General features: G+C 70.5%; 16 protein-coding genes. 7 read left to right on the top strand and 9 right to left on the bottom strand.

Translation table 11 applies throughout. The annotated features are described in order from the left end of the window. Nucleotides 1-85: 85 nt before the first annotated feature. From ACFXI3_RS08605 to ACFXI3_RS08595, 3 genes are read right to left on the bottom strand one after another with little or no spacing between them, the layout of a single operon-like run. On the bottom strand, nt 86-880 hold the full coding sequence (locus ACFXI3_RS08605) for a crotonase/enoyl-CoA hydratase family protein (protein WP_378398990.1): 795 nt from the start codon (nt 878-880) through the stop codon (nt 86-88). Next, nucleotides 870-1,289, bottom strand: coding sequence for an OB-fold domain-containing protein (locus ACFXI3_RS08600; RefSeq protein WP_344285060.1), 420 nt, complete (start codon nt 1,287-1,289; stop codon nt 870-872). Before ACFXI3_RS08600 ends, ACFXI3_RS08605 begins: the two co-directional genes overlap by 11 nt. Beyond that, complete coding sequence (locus ACFXI3_RS08595; protein ID WP_344285057.1) at nt 1,286-2,470, bottom strand: thiolase family protein; 1,185 nt, start codon at nt 2,468-2,470, stop codon at nt 1,286-1,288. The genes ACFXI3_RS08600 and ACFXI3_RS08595 overlap by 4 nt, the downstream gene beginning before the upstream one ends. A 220-nt stretch (nt 2,471-2,690) precedes the next feature. Between ACFXI3_RS08595 and ACFXI3_RS08590 the strand changes: the two genes are divergently transcribed. From ACFXI3_RS08590 to ACFXI3_RS08575, 4 genes are all read left to right on the top strand, one after another. Beyond that, on the top strand, nt 2,691-3,752 hold the full coding sequence (locus tag ACFXI3_RS08590; protein WP_378398987.1) for an acyl-CoA dehydrogenase family protein: 1,062 nt from the start codon (nt 2,691-2,693) through the stop codon (nt 3,750-3,752). A gap of 3 nt (nt 3,753-3,755) precedes the next feature. Beyond that, on the top strand, nt 3,756-4,949 hold the full coding sequence (locus tag ACFXI3_RS08585; RefSeq protein ID WP_378398985.1) for an acyl-CoA dehydrogenase family protein: 1,194 nt from the start codon (nt 3,756-3,758) through the stop codon (nt 4,947-4,949). 22 nt (nt 4,950-4,971) lie between these two features. After that, complete coding sequence (locus ACFXI3_RS08580; RefSeq protein WP_378398983.1) at nt 4,972-7,347, top strand: CoA transferase; 2,376 nt, start codon at nt 4,972-4,974, stop codon at nt 7,345-7,347. Between the two features lie 299 nt (nt 7,348-7,646). Further along, complete coding sequence (locus ACFXI3_RS08575; protein WP_344285046.1) at nt 7,647-8,573, top strand: LysR family transcriptional regulator; 927 nt, start codon at nt 7,647-7,649, stop codon at nt 8,571-8,573. A 38-nt stretch (nt 8,574-8,611) separates the two neighbouring features. On the opposite strand, the gene ACFXI3_RS08570 is transcribed toward ACFXI3_RS08575, so the two are convergent. From ACFXI3_RS08570 to ACFXI3_RS08550, 5 genes are all read right to left on the bottom strand, one after another. Next, nucleotides 8,612-9,040, bottom strand: a complete 429-nt coding sequence (locus ACFXI3_RS08570) for a MarR family winged helix-turn-helix transcriptional regulator (RefSeq protein WP_378398981.1) — start codon at nt 9,038-9,040, stop codon at nt 8,612-8,614. A gap of 33 nt (nt 9,041-9,073) precedes the next feature. After that, a complete protein-coding gene (locus ACFXI3_RS08565) occupies nt 9,074-10,270 on the bottom strand; it encodes a CaiB/BaiF CoA transferase family protein (RefSeq protein ID WP_378398979.1) in 1,197 nt (398 codons plus the stop codon). 115 nt (nt 10,271-10,385) lie between these two features. Then, nucleotides 10,386-11,144 carry an NPP1 family protein gene (locus ACFXI3_RS08560; protein ID WP_378398977.1) on the bottom strand — a complete coding sequence of 253 codons (759 nt, stop codon included), beginning with the start codon at nt 11,142-11,144 and terminating at the stop codon, nt 10,386-10,388. Between the two features lie 72 nt (nt 11,145-11,216). After that, a complete protein-coding gene (locus tag ACFXI3_RS08555) occupies nt 11,217-13,049 on the bottom strand; it encodes an FUSC family protein (RefSeq protein ID WP_378398975.1) in 1,833 nt (610 codons plus the stop codon). An 86-nt stretch (nt 13,050-13,135) separates the two neighbouring features. Further along, the gene (locus tag ACFXI3_RS08550; RefSeq protein WP_378398973.1) at nt 13,136-14,323 is read right to left on the bottom strand and encodes an FAD-dependent monooxygenase; all 1,188 of its coding nucleotides are present in this window, start codon (nt 14,321-14,323) and stop codon (nt 13,136-13,138) included. 134 nt (nt 14,324-14,457) lie between these two features. Here ACFXI3_RS08550 and ACFXI3_RS08545 point away from each other — a divergent pair, with 134 nt between their 5' ends. Then, nucleotides 14,458-14,925: a MarR family transcriptional regulator gene (locus ACFXI3_RS08545; RefSeq protein ID WP_344285031.1), complete on the top strand. Its 468-nt coding sequence runs from the start codon at nt 14,458-14,460 to the stop codon at nt 14,923-14,925. 6 nt (nt 14,926-14,931) lie between these two features. On the opposite strand, the gene ACFXI3_RS08540 is transcribed toward ACFXI3_RS08545, so the two are convergent. Further along, nucleotides 14,932-15,855, bottom strand: coding sequence for a hypothetical protein (locus tag ACFXI3_RS08540; RefSeq protein ID WP_344285028.1), 924 nt, complete (start codon nt 15,853-15,855; stop codon nt 14,932-14,934). Between the two features lie 72 nt (nt 15,856-15,927). Between ACFXI3_RS08540 and ACFXI3_RS08535 the strand changes: the two genes are divergently transcribed. Both ACFXI3_RS08535 and ACFXI3_RS08530 read left to right on the top strand, forming a co-directional pair. Then, nucleotides 15,928-17,010, top strand: a complete 1,083-nt coding sequence (locus ACFXI3_RS08535) for a hypothetical protein (RefSeq protein ID WP_378398970.1) — start codon at nt 15,928-15,930, stop codon at nt 17,008-17,010. Between the two features lie 11 nt (nt 17,011-17,021). Then, nucleotides 17,022-17,840, top strand: coding sequence for an alpha/beta fold hydrolase (locus ACFXI3_RS08530; RefSeq protein WP_378398969.1), 819 nt, complete (start codon nt 17,022-17,024; stop codon nt 17,838-17,840). Nucleotides 17,841-17,997 lie beyond the last annotated feature (157 nt).

Below are 17,997 nucleotides of genomic sequence, written 5' to 3'. Positions count from 1 at the left end.
AGGGAATCTGATTCCCTCAAGGAGCCCTTCACGGACGTTCACGGGCCCGATGCGAACAGAGCGCGTTTTCCTGAGTACAGAACGCTTACTTCGCCTGCCAAACCGGCGCGCGCTTCTCCACGAACGCCAGCGTTCCCTCGCGGACGTCCTCGCTCGTCATGACCCCGACGGCGTTCTCGCGGGTGTTGTCCCACGCGCTGTCCTCGGCCGAGATCGCACCGTCCACAATGCCCAGTGCGACGCGTTTGCTGGCCTGCACCGCCAACGGCGCGTTCGCGGCGATCTTCTCCGCCAGCGCCAGCGCTTCGGCCAGCACGTCGGCGTCCGGGACCACGTGGTTCACCAGCCCCAGCGTCGCCGCGCGGGCGGCGTCCAGCGGTTCGCCGGTGAACATCATCTCCATCGCGATCTTCTGCGGGATTTGCCTCGGCAGCCGGAACACGCCGCCGGCTGCGGCGAAGAGGCCGCGTTTCACCTCGGGCAGTCCGAATTTCGCCGATTCGGCCGCTACCACCAGGTCGCTGGCCAGCGCGAGTTCGGTGCCGCCGCCGAGGGCGAAGCCGTTCACCGCGGCGATCGTCGGCTTCGAGATCGGGTGCCGCGCGTAGCCGGCGAAACCCCATTGCTCGTTGCCCGGCGCGGCGAGCGATTCCCCGCGCGACACGGCTTTCAGGTCGGCTCCGGCGCAGAACGCCCGCTCCCCCGCGCCGGTCAGCACGACGACGCGCGTTTCCGGATCCTGCTCGGCCCGTTCCAGCGCGGTGCCGACGAGTTCGCTCAGCTCGGCGTTGACCGCGTTCATCGCGTGCGGCCGGTTGAGCGTGATCACCAGGACGTGTCCGCGCTGGTCGACGAGCGCGGCCGGGGCGTCATCGGGCATGGTCTGCCTCCTCCGCCGGCGCGAAGACCGGCACCTTCTCGTGGTCAGGGTCGGGACCGGAGGGCACGAAGACTGCCCGCACCGGCAGCTGCCAGAGGTCCGCGTCCGGGTCGGCGTCGAGCCGGCACCACCACCACGGTCCCTCGGCCAGCTCCACGATGCCGACGACCACGCGCTCCGGCTCGCCGCCGTCGCGCGCCCGCTTGTGCACCACCGACCACGACACCACCGTGCCGGTTCCCGCCGCGGCCGTCCACTCCAGATCCTCGTCGGGGTCCGGGACCGTGCGCGGGTCGAGGTACTCGCCGGTGCTGCGCCGCCGCAACAGCCGGAACTCGCCGAGCGCGGTGCCGTCGAAGAACGCCGCGGACTCCTCGTCGCGGGCGACTGGGTTGATCCGCACTGTCATCCCTCCGTTCCGAGCACGAGCGTGCTGTGGTGGTCCAGAATGCCGCCGTTGCCGGAAACCAGCACGGTGTCGTGCTTCGGCACCTGGCGTTCGCCGCCTTGGCCGCGGGCCTGGATGATCGCCTCGGACAGCGGCGTCATGCCCCACAGGTAGTACGACGACAGCTGGCCGCCGCCGGTGTTCACCGCGAGCTTGCCGTCCGGGCCGAGCATGCCCGGCGTCGCGACGAATTCGCCGCCTTCGCCCTTGCCGCAGAACCCGTAGTCCTCCAGGGTGAGCAGCGCGGTGAAGGTGTAGCAGTCGTAGATTTCGGCGACGTCGATGTCCTCGATGGTCACTCCGGCCATCTCCATCGCCGCCGGGCCGGACTGTGCCGCGCCGCTCACGAGGCCGAGATTGTCGTTGCGGCGGAAGGAGTTCCCCGGGTGCGCCTGGCCCCAGCCGAGCACCTGGACGGCAGGCTGGGCCAGCGTCGCCGCTCGTTCCGCCGACGTCACGATCACCGCCGCACCGCCGTTCGACACCAGGCAGCAGTCCAGCAGGTGGAACGGTTCCGCGATGAACCGGGACGCTTGATGGTCGGCCAGGGTGATCGGCTCCCGCAGTTGCGCCAGCGGGTTCTTCGCCGCCCACGCGCGCTGGGCGACCGCGATCGCGCCGAGTTGCTCGCTCGTGGTGCCGTAGGTCTTCATGTGCCGTCGCGCGGCGAGGGCGTAGAACGAGTTCGGTCCGGCGAAACCGCTGGAGCCCAGCAGGCTTCCCCAGCCGGTCGGGGTCGTGCGCCGGCCGCCGTAGGCCGCGCCGGTCGCCTTGCCCTGCTTGAGCGGGGCGTCCGCGAACACGCACGCGACAGTGTCGGCCATGCCCGCCTCGACAGCCATCGCGGCGTACTGCACCATCGCGCCCGCCGTCGAGCCGAACGCCTGCATTTGGGTGAAAAGCCGCAGGTCCCGCAGTCCTAAGTCGACTTGCAGGCTCAGGTCCACTCCGGGCGTCGTTCCGGCGGACACCAGCAGCCCGTCGATGTCGGACAGCCCGATCCCGGCGTCGTCCGCCGCTCGCCGCACCGCCTGCGCGGCGAACTGCCGCGCGCTCGGACCGTAGACTTTGCCCAGCTCAGTGAGCCCGAGACCGGCGATTGCCGCCCTCCGCCGCGCCGGGGTTTCCCGCCTGCTCGTCATCTCGTCGCACTCCGTTCCCGACCGGTGGTCGCCCCTCCACGTTCGCATCCCGCTGACCCGGCGTAAACGACCGGTCGGGACACCGGCAGATGAGCGCCCGCGACACGTGCGCCGATGTCCTTTCCGGAAACCTGCCGGTGTCGGAATCCGTGATGTACATCGCCGTTTTCGCCGCCCAGCATGGGAATCGAGACCCGACGACGGGAAAGGCGGTCCGGCGATGGCGATCAGCGCCGCGGAAACCGAACAGCTGCGGGAGGCGGTGCGCGACCTGCTCGCGGACCGCTGCACGGAGGCGGACGTACGCCGCGTGATGGCGACCGACTGCGGCTACGACCCCGAACTGTGGAAACAGCTGGCTGAGCTGGGGTTGCCCGGCCTGCTGATCGCGACGAAATACGGCGGTGTCGGCCTTGGCGCGGAAGAACTCGAAGCGGTGTCGGAGGAAATCGGGGCGGCGCTGCTGCCGTCGCCGTTTCTGTCCAGCTCGGTGCTGACCGCGACGCTCATCGACGCGGCTGGGTCCGAAGAGGACAAACGCCGTCTGCTGCCCGGGCTCGCCGACGGATCCTCGATCGGAACCGTCGCGATCAGCAGCACCTGGACGCCCGAAAGCGTTGCGGTACAAGCGAACGGAACTCTCACCGGGACCACGTCCTACGTGACCTTCGGCCAGCTCGCCGACGTCATTCTCGTCGTCGCTCGCACCGGCGATGGCATCGGCGTCTTCGAGGTCTCCCCCGACGCGTCCGGCTTCACCCGCACTGCGGCGGAGGTATTCGACCCGACCGTACGGCTGTCTCAATTCACCTTCGCTGACACACCGGCGCGGCGAGTCGGTACCGCAGGTTGGGAAGCCGTGCAGAAAGCCTTGGACCTCAGCGTCATCGCGCTCGCCGGGGAACAAGCGGGCGGCGCTCGCAAGATTTTTGAGACAACCGTCGAATACCTCAAGACCCGCGTGCAGTTCGGCCGCGCGATCGGCAGCTTCCAGGCGATGAAGCACCTCGCCGCGGACCGGCTGCTGGACGTCGAATCCGCGACGTCGGCCGCCCGGCACGCCGCGGCCGACGGCAGCCCGGGCGCGATCGCACTCGCCGGATTCGCGTGCGCGGAAGCGTACGAAACCGTTGCCCTGTCCGCGATCCAGATGCACGGCGGGATCGGCTTCACCTGGGAACACCCAGCGCACCTGTACCTGCGCCGCGCCCGCTCCGGCGCACAGCTGTTCGGCGGCTCGCGGCTGCACCGGGAGCGCTACCTCGTCTCGAAGGGGGCCTGACTCATGACCACCACCCTGCCGACCGCGGACCAGCTCCGGGAAGAAGTCCGCGCGTGGCTCGCCGCGGAATGGACCGGGCTGGCCCCCGCCAAGGATCGCTGGAGCACCACCCCGGAACGCGTCGCGTGGCTGGAAAAGGTCGTCGCCGCCGGATACGCCGTGCCGACCTGGCCGGTCGAATGGTCCGGCCGCGGCTACCCGGCTGAACTGGCCGACGTCATCGCCGCCGAGTTCGAGGCAGCGAACGCACCCGGTGCGCGCCAGGACAAATACAGCATCCCGGCCAACACCGTCCTCGCGTTCGGCACCGAAAAGCTCAAGAACGACCTGCTGCACGACGTCCTCACCGAACGCTCCCGGACCTGCCTGTTCTACAGCGAACCTGGTGCCGGCTCCGACTTGGCCGGAGTCCGCACCACCGCAGTCCGCGACGGCGACCGCTGGATCGTCAACGGCCAGAAAGTCTGGACCTCCGGCGCGAAAACCGCGGACTACGCGCTGCTCATCGCGCGCACCGACTGGGATGTCCCGAAGCACAAGGGCCTCAGCTACTTCGTCGTGCCGATGCACCAGCCCGGCGTCGACATCCGGCCGCTGGTGCAAATCACCGGCGAAGCGCACTTCAACGAGGTGTTCCTGACCGACGTCGAAATCCCGGCGGACTACCTGGTTGGCGAGGAAGGCAAGGGCTGGCGCGTGTTGCAGACCGCGCTGGCGTACGAACGCTCCATCATGGGCGACGGCGCACGGGCGTCGCGGCACGGATCGATCGCCGACGACCTCGTCGAGCTGGCCAGGGAACGCGGCCGCCTCGCCGATCCGGTCATCCGCGACAACCTGGCCACCGTGCTCGCGTTGCGCGAGCTGAACGCGTTGAACAACGCCCGCGCGAAGGCCGCGGCCGAACAGGGCACGTCGAGTTCGGTGATGTCGCTGGGAAAGCTCGCGATGTCCGGCATCCTGCACGCCGAAGGACGCCTGCGCACCGACATCGCCGGTCCGGAAACGCTGCTCGCCGGGGACGAGAACCCGGTCGCCGACGACGTGAACTTCCTGGCGCTCAACGCGTTTTTCACCTCCATCGGCGGCGGCACCGACCAGATCCAGCGCACCATCATCGCCGAACGCGTCCTCGGCCTGCCCAAGGAACCCGAGATCGACCGCGACCTGCCCTTCCGCGCCGTCCGTCGCAGCTGAGCCATCGAGGAGGCTGGTTCCCTTGTCCGACACCTACGACCCGCCGCTGTCCGGGGTCCGCGTGCTCGATCTGTCCTCCGGCCCGATGACCGCGACCGGACGGCTGCTGGCCGATCTCGGCGCACGCGTCACCCGGGTCGTCCTGCCCGGCGTCACCGACGAACGCACCACCGGACCGGTCGTCGACGGCGTCGCGATCGGCACCGCCATCGACCGGCACGGCTTCGCCCACGCCACCGCCGAACCCGGCTCGCACGGCTGGGAACAGCTGCTGGCGGACGCCGACCTGCTGATCGAGACCACTCCGCCGGGTTCGCCCGCCGAAGAACTCCTCGACCTCCCCGGACTGCGCACCCGGCATCCCGCGCTGGTCATCCTGTCGATCAGCGACTTCGGCCGCGCCACGACCCGCCGGCACTGGCAGGCCACCACGCCGGTGTTCCACGCGCTGACCGGCGAACTCTCCCGGTCCGGCATCCCCGGCCGCGCGCCGCTGCTGCCGCCCGGCGAACTGCCGTACCACGTCGCCGCCGCGCAAGCCGCGTTCCAGGCGGTGAGCCTGTACCTCGACCGGCTGCGCACCGGACGCGGCGACCGCATCGACTTCTCCGTCCTCGACGGCGCGATGCAGGCGCTGGACCCGGCGTTCGGCATGGTCGGCAGCGCCGCCGCCGGGGTTCCGTTGAGCGACCTTCCGCGCGGACGCACCGAAGAACGCCACCGGTACCCGATTTTCCCTTGCCAGGACGGGTATCTCCGGATCTGCCTGCTGTCGCGGCGGCAGTGGCGCGGGATGTTCGAATGGATGGGCAGCCCGGCCGAGTTCGCCGACCCGAAGTACGACCAGGTGCGCGAACGCTACGCGTCGCCGGACCTGCTGCCCGCGATCGGCCGCTTCTTCGCCGACCGCACCCGCTCCGAACTGGAGTGCGAAGGCCAGCGCCACGGCGTGCCGACCGCCGCCGTGCTCACCCTTGCCGAGGCCCTGCACACCGACCAGCTCGCCGCCCGCGGCTTCTTCCGCGACACCGAACTGTCGCCCGGCCTGACCGCGCCAGTCCCGGCCGGAATCACCGAAATCGACGGACACCGCGCCGTCGCCGGCCCGGACACCGGCGCACGGGTTGCCGCCGCGCCGATCCTCGCCGCTCGCGCCCGTCGCGGCGAAGGCCGTCCGCTGGAAGGAATCCGAGTCCTGGACCTCGGTGTGATCGTGGTCGGCGGCGACACCGGACGGCTCTTCGGCGACCTCGGCGCGGACGTCATCAAGATCGAGAACTCCGCCTTCCCGGACGGTTCCCGCGCCGCGCTGCCGGGCCTGATGTCGCACGGTTTCGCCGCCGGGCACCGCAACAAACGCGCCATCGGCGTCAACCTGCGGGATCCCGAAGGCCAGGCGCTGGTGCGGCGGCTGGTCGCGCAGTCGGACGTCGTGCTGACCAACTTCAAACCCGGCGTCATCGCCTCGCTCGGCCTCGACCGGGCGGCGTTGTCCGAGGTGAACCCCGGGATCGTCGTCGTGGACAGCTCCGCCTTCGGCCCGACCGGCCCATGGGCTCAGCGGCTCGGCTACGGGCCGCTGGTGCGCGCCGCGACCGGACTCACCAGCGAGTGGATCTATCCGGGCGAGCCAGGCACGTTCAGCGACGCCGTCACGGTCTATCCCGATCACGTGTGCGCCCGGATCGGCGCGCTGGCCGCGCTGGCGCTGCTCGTCCGACGCGAACGCACCGCGGAGGGCGGCGCGGTGAGCGTCGCGCAGTCCGAGGTGATGCTGAGTCATTTCGCGGACCGGATCGCCGCCGAAGACCTGGCCCGCCGAGGACACTGCTTGGCCGGCCCCGCGCACGACGCGCCTTGGGGCGTGTTCCCGACCGACGGCGATGACGATTGGCTGGCGGTCACCGTCCGCGGCGACGCGGATTGGGGCGCGTTGTGCTCGGTGCTGGACCGCCCCGACCTGGCCGCCGACCCTGGCCTGGCCACCCGGTCCGGCCGAGCCGCTGCCCGCGCCAGGATCGACGCGGCGGTGGCCGAGTGGGCGGAGCGGCGTTCCGCGTTCGAGGCGATGGATCTGCTGCAGGCCGCCGGCGTTCCGGCCGGGGCCATGCTGCGGGCGGCCGACCTGCCGGAATGGGAGCAGTATCGGGAGCGGCGCGCGTTTCGGGAGGAGCTGCATCCGTACGCGGAGGAGCCGTATGTGCTGGAGAACGTGCAGATCCATGCGGCGCATGTCGCCGATCCGCCGGTGGGGCAGGCTCCGTTGCTGGGCGAGCAGACGTTCGAGGTCGCGGCGGAGTTGCTCGGGTTAGATGTGGCGGAGACGGCTGGGTTGGTGGCGCGCGGTGTGTTGGAGGCACCGGAGGACAGCGATGGGCGGGCCGCTCGCGCGGGGTGACGTTTCGACGGTCTCGTCGCTCGCCGGATTCCGGCGGCGAGCGCACCGGCCGCCATCCGAAGCCCGCAGCCCACGCGGCGATTCACCCCGGCCCCTCCGCCAAGCCGCACAGGCCAGGCAACCCCCGGCCCGCCCGAATCCCGCGACACCGCACGAACAGGCCGCCTCAGCCAAGCCCCGCAGATCCGCCCGGCCCTCCGCGGACCCGTCCGGTCCCAGCCCGCCCCGACAACCGGCCGAGCTCCCCTTCCCCGCCGTATGATCGCCGAAAACCCGCCCGCCCCGCTGGACATTGGACGATGGAGATCGACTTCACCCGGCTCAAATACTTCGTCGCGGTCGCCGACGAGCTCCACTTCAAGCGCGCGGCCGACCGGCTGCGGATCACCCCTCCGCCGCTCAGCAAGCAGATCAAGCTGCTCGAACGCGAACTCGGCGGCCCGCTGTTCGAGCGGCACTACCACGAGGTCCGGCTCACCCCGCTCGGCGAAGCGCTTCTCGGCCCGGCGCGAGCGATTCTGCGCCAGGTCGACGGGCTGAAGGACATCGCGGCGGGAGTCCTCGAAGACGGCACTCCGATCCGGGTCGGGGCCACCGCGTACGCGCCGTCGGATCTGCTCGAAGACCTCGAAACCGCGGTCGGCGGGCTGGCCGCTCCGGCGACCTTCGAGGTGGCCGGGTCAGCCGCCGAGGTCACCGCGAAGCTGGTGTCCGGGCATCTGGAACTCGGGCTGATCCATCTCGCGGTCGAGGATCAGCGGCTGCGCGCCCGCACCGTCGCGGAGTACCAGGGCGCGATCGCGGTCCGCGCGGACGATCCGCTCGCCTGCCGCGACCTCGTCCGCATCGAGGAACTGCGCGACCGCGAGGTGGTCATCGACTTCGCCCGGCCGAACCCGGTCATCCTCGCCGCGCTGACCAGGAAACTCGCGAAACGCGGCGTCCGGAACATCGTCCGCGCGGTCAGCGGGCGCGGCGGCGAACTCGAAATGGCCGCACAGGTGTTCAACCGGCGGCTGGTCGCGCTCGTGTCCTACGCGCCCGCGTCGTTCATCGGCCGGATGTTCTCGCCGCCGGAGTTCAAGCTGGTCCGCATCGACGAGGACGGCTGGGAACCGAGCCGGCTCGCGCTCGCCTGGGCCGCCGACCGCGCCGACGGACCGCCCCGTCCGGCCGACCTCGCCGAGGATCTCTCCGCGAAACTGGGCCCGATCCGCCGCGGCTGACCAAGCCCCCGTGGTCGCCGACCATCCACTGTGGACGGCTAGGACTCCACGAACCTGGTCAGCAACCGGCCGAACTCCACGACGTCGCGGCGCGACCAGCCCCGCAACCGCTCCTCGAGCCGTTCCCGTTGCGCCGCACGGGTAATCGCCAGCGCGCGGTGCCCGTCTTCGGTCAGCTCGAGCCGCTGCCTGCGCGAATGCCGCGGATCCGGGCCGCGCACCAGCAGCCCGGCGGTCTCCAGCTCCGCCAGCTGCCTGCTCACCGTCGAGGGGTCGAGCCCGTACTCCTGAGCGAGATCCGCCGCGTGCGCGCAGTCCGCGAGGTCGATCGAGGACAGCATGGTGTACGGCACGAACCCGAGCCCCTCGTACAGTTCGTTCGAGCGGACCCGGGACCCGCGGGAAAACAGGATCATCGCGCGGTGGATAGCGTCCAGGGCATCGCCGTCGCGGTCTTCTCCCGGCATGTCCCCGCATGCTAGAGATGCACCATACAACTGTCAACGCGGCTCGGCGGCGATCCCCCGGCCGAGCAGATCCTCCGCGTCCGCCCCGGCCTCTTCAAGCAGCGCACGGGTATGCGCGCCGAACGCCGGAACGTCGCCCATCCGAGCCTCGACGTCCGCGAAGGTCACCGGCGGCAGCAGCGCGTCGACCGCGGCGTGTTCGGTGCCGATCGTCCGCCAGCGGTCGCGGGCGCGCAGCTGCGGGTCGGCGACGACGTCGGCCACCTGTTTTACTTGCGCGGCAGGGATTCCGGCCTTGGCCAGCCGCTCGTCCAGGTCCACTGTGGACCATCGAGCGGTTTCGGCGGCTACTGCCGCGTCGCATTCCGCGCGGTGTTTCACCCGCTGGACATTTGTGGTGAATCGCGGGTCTTCGGCCAGGTGCGGGGCTTCCAAGACTGAGGTGACCAGCGTTCGCCAGCCGCTGTCGTTCTGGACGCCGATCAGCATCTGGCCGTCTTTCGTCGGGTACGCGTCGTAGGGGGCGATCGAGGCGTGGCTCAGGCCCATCCGCGCGGGCTGGCGGCCGGAGTACATCTGGCTGTACATCGCGTAGCCCATCCACTCGACAGTCGCTTCGAGCATCGTCACCTCGATTGCCGCGCCTTGGCCGGTTCGCACGCGGCGCAGGAGGGCGGCCAGGACCGCTTGCGCGCAGTACATTCCGGAGGCGATGTCGGAGGTGGGGATGCCGGTTTTGACCGGGGTTTCCGGGGTGCCGGTGATGCCGATCAGGCCTGCTTCGGCTTGGACGAGCATGTCGTAGGCCTTGCGTTGTTCCCTCGGGCCGCCGGCGCCGTAGCCGGAGAGGTCTACCGCGATGAGTTCCGGGTGGCTGGAGCGGAGGTCGGCGGCGCTGAAGCCCAGGCGAGCGGCTGCGCCTGGGGCCAGGTTTTGGACGAAGACGTCTGCTTGGGCGATGAGCCGCTTGACGACGTCGCGACCTTCGTTGGTTTTCAGGTCTATGGCTAGGGATTCTTTGCCGCGGTTGAGCCAGACGAAGTGGGCGCCGGTGCCGTGGACTACGTGGTCGTACTCGCGGGCGAAGTCTCCGCCGTCCGCGCGTTCGACCTTGATCACGCGCGCGCCGAGATCGGCGAGAGTGCGGGTGGCCAGCGGGGCGGCGACGGCCTGTTCGATGGAGACGACGGTGAATCCGTCCAGCGGGAGGTTGGCGGGGGCTGGGTGCATGCCCCTTACTATTCCTCGACTTTCGGCGGCACGCTGGGGTGAGCCGTGTCGCGGCGGGTCGTGAGGGGAACCCTGCGGGAATCAGAGTCCGTGAAGGTTCCCCTCACGGAACGAGTCAGCCGCGTGGGTCGAAAGGGATCCCGGAGGGCTTCGACTTCTCCAGCAGGTCCTGGTACCGGCCCTCGCTGATCTTGATCGTCGCGGCGCCGAAATCGGCGGCCATCAGGCGGTCGCGCAAGGTTGTCGACGGCCAGCCGTCCCAGCCGACCAGGGGTGGGTACCGCCAGGTGTGGTAGTGGTTTTCCGGAGGTTCGTCGTGGGCGTCGGCAAGGCGGAAGAAGTGCGTGCCGGGGCCGTCCTTGTGGTAGACGGCCTTCGGGTGGGTGCCGTCGAAGGCCACCTTTGAGCGCGGGTACGTCACCTGCGACGAGTGCTGCGTGGTCGTCACGTACTCGACCTGGTTCGACGACTGGTCGATCCACGAGATCACGTGCTCCCAGTCGTGCCGGTGCCCGCCCAGGCCGCTGCCGTCCACTGCCTGGTCCTTTTCGAAGTAGCTCGCGTAGACGACCGCGCACCAGCCGTGGTCGCAGGTCGACCGGGAGTAGGTCTGGGAGTTGTCGAGGTCGGACTTGTCGTGGCAGTTGCCGTTGACCGCGCCGGTCGTTTTGAGGCCCGGCGCCAGCGTGCCGTCCGGGCCGATCGCCGGCGTGGCGTAGCAACCGTCGCCGTCGTAGTCGTAGGCGGGCGAGAAGGTCTGCTCGTACCCGTTGGCGTTCTGCGGCAGGTTGTGCGGCGGATCGGCGTACGCCGCGGACACCGGGACCAGCAGCGCCATGGCCACCGCCACCGTCACGATCGGGAGTTTCCTCATGTCCGGATGGTGACATCGCGAACGCGGACGGTGAAGGGGCGCAAGGGAAGCATTCGATGGCCGCACGGCCCTTCAGTCCGCGAGCACCTCCGCGCCCCGGTGCACGCGCAGCAGGTCGGCCCGCACGAGGTCGGCCAGCAGGCGTTCCTCCTCGTCCACGTCGGCCGGACGTGCGGGCAGTTCTCCGCTGCCCGCCAGCGCGCCCGCGGCCGCCGAGGCGAAAGAAGCCATGGTCGGCGACTGGCCGTCTCGCTGGAGCAGCGCGCCCGCCGACGCGGCGAGGCCGCGCAATCCCTGTCCGGCTTCCTCCAGCGCTTCTCGCTGCTCCGGCGAGGGCTCCCGGCTGCCGGGTTCGGGGCTCAGCAGGTCCTGATGCGTTCGCGCGGCCGCACGGAATCGCAGCCCGACCTCCCGTCGTCCTCCCCCGCCGCGCAGCCGTTCCGCCACTGACGCCAGCAGCTCGCCGGTCTCGGAGACGGCTTCGGAGAAACGGTGCGCCACTGAAGGTTTCGGCACACCAGGCACCGCGGCGAAGCCGAACAACAGCCCGATCACCACCGCCAGCGCCACCAGCAGCAGGTACTCCACGAGCACCGAAAGCGCGTCCAGATGCCGTGTCGTGGCGTTCATCCCGACGCTCATCAGCACCATGCAGCCGTTGAACACCATCGGTTTCACCTGCATGAACGGGAAGCCGACGAGCAGCGCGACAATTCCCAGCGGCAGCAACGCCCCTGGCGGCAACAGCCACAGCGCGACCGCCAGCACCACGGCCCCGGCCGCGGCACCGGCGGCGCGCTGCCACGCCTTCGCCAGCGTGTCCCGCCATTCCGGCTGCATGAGGGCGAAGGTCGTCATCAAGAATGACACCGTGAGCGGGTCGCCGGGTCGGAACGTCGCGATCACCGCCGCGACCAGCATGCCCAGCGCACACCGCACCGCGTGCCGCAATTGCGCGGACCGCCACGAGAACACCCCGGTCGCTTCGCGTCGCAGTGCCTCACGGACGAGATGCCGCGGGAAGTCCACAATGGACTCGTCGCGGGCCAGTACCGCTTCCCGGATCGCGGACAAGCCTGCCCAGGCTTCGTCGAGCAATGCGCTGGTGTCCCCGGGCAGCGCGACATCCGCGTCGATCCGTTCGATCTCCGGCGGGTCAGAAACAGTCTTGGCCCGCACGGCTTCCGCGAGCGCCGCGACCTGTTCGTCCGCGGCGTCGAGGACCCGGGACACCGCCGTCGCTTGCTCCTCGTCGAACGCGCGCAGCCGGTCCCGCAGCAACGCCGCCGTCCCGTGATACCGCGCGCCGCCGGCGAGAACCCGCGCCTGCCACGCTCGCGGCCGGTCGGTCACCCACAATCGCACCGCCCGCTCCGCGCTCGCGCGATCCGGGCCGGCGAGTGCGTCGGCCAGCGCGGTGCGGGTCGGTTTGCCGGGATCGCGCAAGCCCATCAGCAACCGCAGCACGAAGACGACTCCGACGGCCAGCGCCGGAGCACAGATGATCTGCACCGGGCTGGCCGCGCCGCTCAACTGGAAGCCGTAGCCGAACACCGAAGCCATGCCGAGCCCGAGCCCGACCGTCACGTACCGCGACCCGAGCGCGGGCACCACCGCCGCCGCGAACACCACCAGCACCAGCAGCGCGATCGACGCGACCGGCGACACCTCGCCCAGCAACCGCGGCCCGGCCCCGCCGATCACCACCGCGGGCGCGAACGCGGCGAGCAGCAGCAGGTCCGGCCGCAGCGGCCCGCCGGTGGCGGCGATGAAGCAGAACAACGCGGTCAGCCCGGCCAGCATCGCCGTCCCGCCGAGCCCGAGCGCCACCCCGAGCCCGGCCGTGCCGCCGACGACCACCAGAATCGCCACGAGCATCCCGCCGCCGCGCGCAATCGCGTTCATTCCGCCCCGTTCCGTCACCGCGCAATGCCGCCGGGTAGCCTCGCACGCCGCGACCGCGCGCCGGACAGCGACTCGCCAGCGGCAGGTCAGACAGTCGCGCGCGCCGGCGGCAGCGTCAGCAAGTTGTGCACCTCGCTGTGCTCCGACCCCGGCAGCCCGTCCAGCGCCCGCAACGCCGAGGCCCGCGCCGCCACCTCGGCCTCGGTCCGCGGCGACATCAGCGCCGACCCGCCCGTCGCCAATGCCTGATTTGCCTCCACGAACTCCCGCGACCGCTTCTCGTACGCCGCGAAAGCGACGTCGTGCGGAGCGTCCGCCAGTTCGTAGGCCAGCAGGTACGCGCCGATCATCGCGAGGCTCGACCCCTGCCCGGACAGGAACGACGTCGCGTGCGCGGCGTCCCCGGCCAGCGCGACGCGGCCTTTCGACCACACCGGCATGTGAATCTGGCTGACCACGTCGAAGAACAGATCGTCGGCCGAGCGCATCGCCTCCACCATCCGCGGCACCTCCCAGCCGAAGCCCTCGAAGCGGCTGGCGACCAGATCGCGCTGAGCGTCCGGGTCGGCGAACGCTTCGAAGGGCGCGTCGGCGCGGGTGAACACCAGGAACCCGTGCACCTGGTCGCGGTCGTGGTCGCCCGCGGCGTAGAGCGACGCCGACCGGCCCGCTACCGCCCAGGACATGCCCTCGTGCGACAGGCCGAGATGGTTCGGCAGGGTGAATCCGGCGAAGCAGTAGCCGAGGTAACGGTGGAACGGCTCCTCCGGCCCGAAGGCGAGCGAACGGGTCTTCGAGTGCAGTCCGTCCGCGCCGATGACCAGGTCGAACGTCTGGCTCCGGCCGCTGGAGAAGGTCACGTCGACCCTGTCGCCGCGGTCGTCCAGCGCGGCGATCGACTCCGAGAAGCGGAACTCGACGTCGTCGCGGACCGCGTCGTACAGCGCGCTGGTGAGGTCGCCGCGGGCCAGTTCGATGTCATACCCGGATTCGTCCCCGGTGATCACGGTCGGTGCGACGCTGTTCAGAACGCCGCCGTCCCCGTCGAGGAACGTCAGCCGCCGGGTGTCGACGTGCCGCGCGCGCACCGTCTCCTCCAGCCCCATCCGCCGCAGCACCTCGACCGCCGGGCCGCGCATGTCGATCGGGTATCCTCCGCCGCGCACGGCCGACGCCTTCTCCACCACGGTGACCGCGAAGCCGTACCGGTTCAGCCAGTACGCCAGCGCCGGGCCCGCGATGCTCGCCCCCGAGATCAGCACACTCCTGTTCATGGTTCTCCCCTTCGCCTCGGCAGGCGGTAGATGCCTACCTTAGGTATCATTTTCGAGACCGGCCGGAACCGCCTCGTGCGATCCCGGTGAGCCAACTGTATACCTAACTTAGGTATCTAATCAAGGAGCCCGCGATGTCCGCCGTCCCTTCCCTGCTCCGGGACCTGCTTCCCCGGCTGAACGAGCTGAGCGGGTCGCTGCGCCGGGGCAAGCTGTTCGAGCGCGCGGTCGAGGCCACCGGGCTGCCGCTGGAACGGCCGGCGATGACCGTGCTCGGCATCCTGCACATCGAGGGGAAACCGCTGCGGGTCGGCGAGATCGCGACCCGGATGAACGTCGTCGGGCCGCACGTGACGCGGCAGGTGCAGGGGCTGGAAAGCCGCGGGCTGGTGCGGCGCGTGGCCGACCCGGACGACCAGCGGGCCCGGCTGATCGAGCTGACCCCGGAAGGAAAAACCGCCTCCGAACGCTACGTCGGCGTGATCGAGGGCTGGTTCGCCGGCGCGATGAGCGACTGGACAGCGGAAGACCGCCAGCTCCTCGACCGGCTGGTGACCCGGCTGGTCGAGGACCTGACGGCCCGGTTGTCCGATTTGGACTGAAGCGGGTTACCGCGACAGCCGCAGGAACTCCTGCTGCTCGCGGTCGTAGCGCTGGGTGAGGCCGTTTCCGTAGCGGTCCCACCAGTTCTGCGTGTGCCCGTTCTGGCGGGTGGTCGTGTCGCCGTAGACCTCCCGGTCGTATTCGATCCGGGCGTCGTGGAACTGCTGCTGGAATTCTTGCGGCGACAAGCCCTGCAACTGCTGCACCGCGGCCGGGTCGAGCGTGCGCGCGCTCTGCACGATGTCCGCGCCGCCCATGTGGTTCAGGATCGCCCGGACGCCGCCCGCGCCGCGCATGTGCGCGCCGGACATGATCGCGGCCTGGGTGCCCGCGTCGGAGAATTCCAGCGCCCCGGCGTGCCGCGCGTTCGCGGTCATCAGCTGCGCGACCACGGCGTGCTCCTCGGCGCTGCCGATGCCGTACTGCTGGCGGGCGGCCATGATCTGGTCGTAGCCGTTGTGCATGTTCTGCCGGAAGCCGTACGCCTCCGGCACCCCGCCCTGTTCGCCGGTCGCGCCCTCGGACCGCATGATCGAATCGACGACCCGGTCGTCCAGCTGCTGCGGTGCGGCACCCCCAGCAGCCGCACCGCCGCCGCCGGCCGCCCCTGCTCCCCCGCCGCCCGTTCCGCCGCCGTAGCCCTGTGCCACCGCGGTGTCGGCGTCGGCGTAGTTCTGCGCCGCGTGCTGGACTTTCCCGTTGACCTGTTCGATCAGCTTCACGAAATCGCCGAGCGACGACACGAGTTTCGACTGCAGCAAGGTGTTCGCCGCGGCGACCCCGCTGCCGATGCCCGCGAACGACAAGGCGTCGATCACGAGCGTCTCGAGGTCGCGCACGGCCGAGAACGCCGCTGAGCCGAGGCCTTCCACGTTCTTCACGATCGCCGACACCTCGGCCGGCAGCACCCGGTAGGTTCCCGCTGTCATGCCAGTGACCATCGCGCACCGGCGCCGTCGCGCCCACGGCCGAATTACCCACTTTCGAATGGGATCGATTCCTTGCCCGCTGGGTACCTCGGCGGCATGGAGTCCGACGAGGACCGGCACGACCGGACCGACCACGAGATCGAGCTGCTCGCCGAGCGGCTCTGGGCCTGGTCCCGCGAACCCGCCGACGACCAGGCGCCCGGCCTCGGGCAGCTCGCCGCCGCCGGGTTCGAGGTGACCGGCGCCACCGCGGTGTACGGCGGCGGACGTCCGTGCGTCGCCCTGCTGCTTCCGTCCGACCGGCTCCGCGAATTCGGGCACAACCTGGTCGCCGCGGCGGTGCTCGGCGCGGCGCTCGCCACCGCCTCGACGCTGGAATCCGGTTCCGTCGTCGTCACCGACCGGCCCGCCGACGGGATCGACGCAGTGCTGACTTTCCAGCCTGGCGTGCACACCTGGGCCGCCGCGCCGCTCGCCGCACGGACCGAGCTGCGGGTGACCGTGCACGGGAATTCCGGCCCGGCGCCCGAGGACAGCACCGACGCGGTCGCCTCGCTGGTGCAGGTCTTCACCGCGATCGCCGCACTGCGCGCCCGGCTTCCGGCGGGTGCCGCGGTGCAGGGAATCGTGACGCACGGCGGGGAATCCACCGACTTGGTGCCCGATTTCGCCGAAGCCCGCTTCGGGTTGCGCGCGCCGGATTCGGAGGCGCTCGGCCGCGTGGTCGCCGAGGTGACCGCGGCCGCCGAAGGCGCCGCGATGGCGACCGGGACCAAGGCGAACGTCGAACGGTTCGGCCCGATTCACGCACGGTTCCAGGACAATCCGGTGCTGTCCGGGCATTTCGCCCGGCACCTCGCGGCGTGCGGGATCCACGCGTCGCCCTCCGGCGCGACGGCGGTCCCGGGTCGGCCCGAGGTGGGCGACGTGAGCGTGCGGATGCCGACGATCCATCCGTCGGTCGCGCTCCACGATCCGGTGCGCGCGGTCGGCAGCCGCGCGTTCGCTGAGGCGACCGGTTCGCCGCGAGCCCGAACCGTGCTGCTCGCGACGGCCTCGGCGCTGGCCCGGACCGCGTCGGACCTCCTCGCGCATCCCGCGCTGATCCGGCAGGCCTGGGACAATTTCGCCGATCGCGCGCGGCGGAGTGGCTAGAGTCCTCTGGCATGGGGACGACTGATCTATCGCTGCCGGACGGCCGGAATCTTCGAGTGCACGACAGCGGGGGCGACGGCTTTCCGCTGGTGTGGCACCACGGAACTCCGCAGTCCGGCCGCCTGCTGTCACCCGTGGTGGAGGCTGCCGCCGCGCGAGGTTTCCGGGTGCTTTCCTACGGTCGGCCTGGCTACGGCGGGTCCACCCCGAACGTCGGGCGGACGGTGGGCTCGGCCGCCTCGGACGTGCGGCAGCTGGCGGACGCGCTGGACCTGCCGCGGTTCGCCGTGATGGGAGCGTCCGGCGGCGGCCCGCACGCGCTGGCTTGCGCCGCCGGGCTGCCGGATCGCGTGACTGCCGCGGTGTCGCTCGCCGGTTTGGCTCCGTTCTCCGAGGATTACGACTGGTACGCCGGAATGGCCGACGACAGCTCGCTGCGTACTGCCCGGAAGGGCCGGGAAACCCGGCTGCGGCACGGAGAAACGCAAGAATTCGACCCGACGAGCTTCACCGACGCGGACTGGACGGCCTTGCGCAGCACGTGGGGGCCGCTGGGCGAGGACGCCGGCGCTTCCGGCGACGTGGCCGCGGAAGCCGACGACGACCTCGCTTACGTGGCGCCGTGGGGATTTTCCGCCGCCGACGTGCGGGTTCCGGTGCTGCTGGTGCACGGCGGCGAGGATCAGATCGTCCCGGTCAGCCACAGTGAATGGCTCGTGCGGAATCTGCCGGAGGCTGAGCTGTGGTTCCGGCCTCGGGATGGGCATATTTCGGTGTTGAACGCGCTTCCTACGGCGCTTGACTGGGTGCGCAATTTTCTCGGCCGCTGACGCTGCTGTCTGGGAGGGGAAACTTTGCGAAACCGTGGTTGCGTGGGGCACCCCGAAGTTTGATTGTCCTGACGGTCTGGGGGTGCTTGTCAAGGCGGGAAAGATGCCTTGACAACCACCCCCAGACCGCAGAGGAGGCTTCGTATCGGGGTTGGGG

This window comes from Amycolatopsis sp. NPDC059235 (assembly GCF_042754125.1).
GTDB lineage: Bacteria > Actinomycetota > Actinomycetes > Mycobacteriales > Pseudonocardiaceae > Amycolatopsis > Amycolatopsis albidoflava.
Note: the sequence above shows the minus strand (reverse complement) of the source record. Positions and strands in the feature narration are given on the sequence as shown.

Bases quoted from the DNA above. Each gene is read 5' to 3' on its own strand.
- ACFXI3_RS08605 (WP_378398990.1), bottom strand. From the start codon at position 880: ATGCCCGATGACGCCCCGGCCGCGCTCGTCGACCAGCGCGGACACGTC.
- ACFXI3_RS08600 (WP_344285060.1), bottom strand. From the start codon at position 1,289: ATGACAGTGCGGATCAACCCAGTCGCCCGCGACGAGGAGTCCGCGGCG.
- ACFXI3_RS08595 (WP_344285057.1), bottom strand. From the start codon at position 2,470: ATGACGAGCAGGCGGGAAACCCCGGCGCGGCGGAGGGCGGCAATCGCC.
- ACFXI3_RS08590 (WP_378398987.1), top strand. From the start codon at position 2,691: ATGGCGATCAGCGCCGCGGAAACCGAACAGCTGCGGGAGGCGGTGCGC.
- ACFXI3_RS08585 (WP_378398985.1), top strand. From the start codon at position 3,756: ATGACCACCACCCTGCCGACCGCGGACCAGCTCCGGGAAGAAGTCCGC.
- ACFXI3_RS08575 (WP_344285046.1), top strand. From the start codon at position 7,647: ATGGAGATCGACTTCACCCGGCTCAAATACTTCGTCGCGGTCGCCGAC.
- ACFXI3_RS08570 (WP_378398981.1), bottom strand. From the start codon at position 9,040: ATGCCGGGAGAAGACCGCGACGGCGATGCCCTGGACGCTATCCACCGC.
- ACFXI3_RS08565 (WP_378398979.1), bottom strand. From the start codon at position 10,270: ATGCACCCAGCCCCCGCCAACCTCCCGCTGGACGGATTCACCGTCGTC.
- ACFXI3_RS08560 (WP_378398977.1), bottom strand. From the start codon at position 11,144: ATGAGGAAACTCCCGATCGTGACGGTGGCGGTGGCCATGGCGCTGCTG.
- ACFXI3_RS08555 (WP_378398975.1), bottom strand. From the start codon at position 13,049: ATGAACGCGATTGCGCGCGGCGGCGGGATGCTCGTGGCGATTCTGGTG.
- ACFXI3_RS08550 (WP_378398973.1), bottom strand. From the start codon at position 14,323: ATGAACAGGAGTGTGCTGATCTCGGGGGCGAGCATCGCGGGCCCGGCG.
- ACFXI3_RS08545 (WP_344285031.1), top strand. From the start codon at position 14,458: ATGTCCGCCGTCCCTTCCCTGCTCCGGGACCTGCTTCCCCGGCTGAAC.
- ACFXI3_RS08540 (WP_344285028.1), bottom strand. From the start codon at position 15,855: ATGACAGCGGGAACCTACCGGGTGCTGCCGGCCGAGGTGTCGGCGATC.
- ACFXI3_RS08530 (WP_378398969.1), top strand. From the start codon at position 17,022: ATGGGGACGACTGATCTATCGCTGCCGGACGGCCGGAATCTTCGAGTG.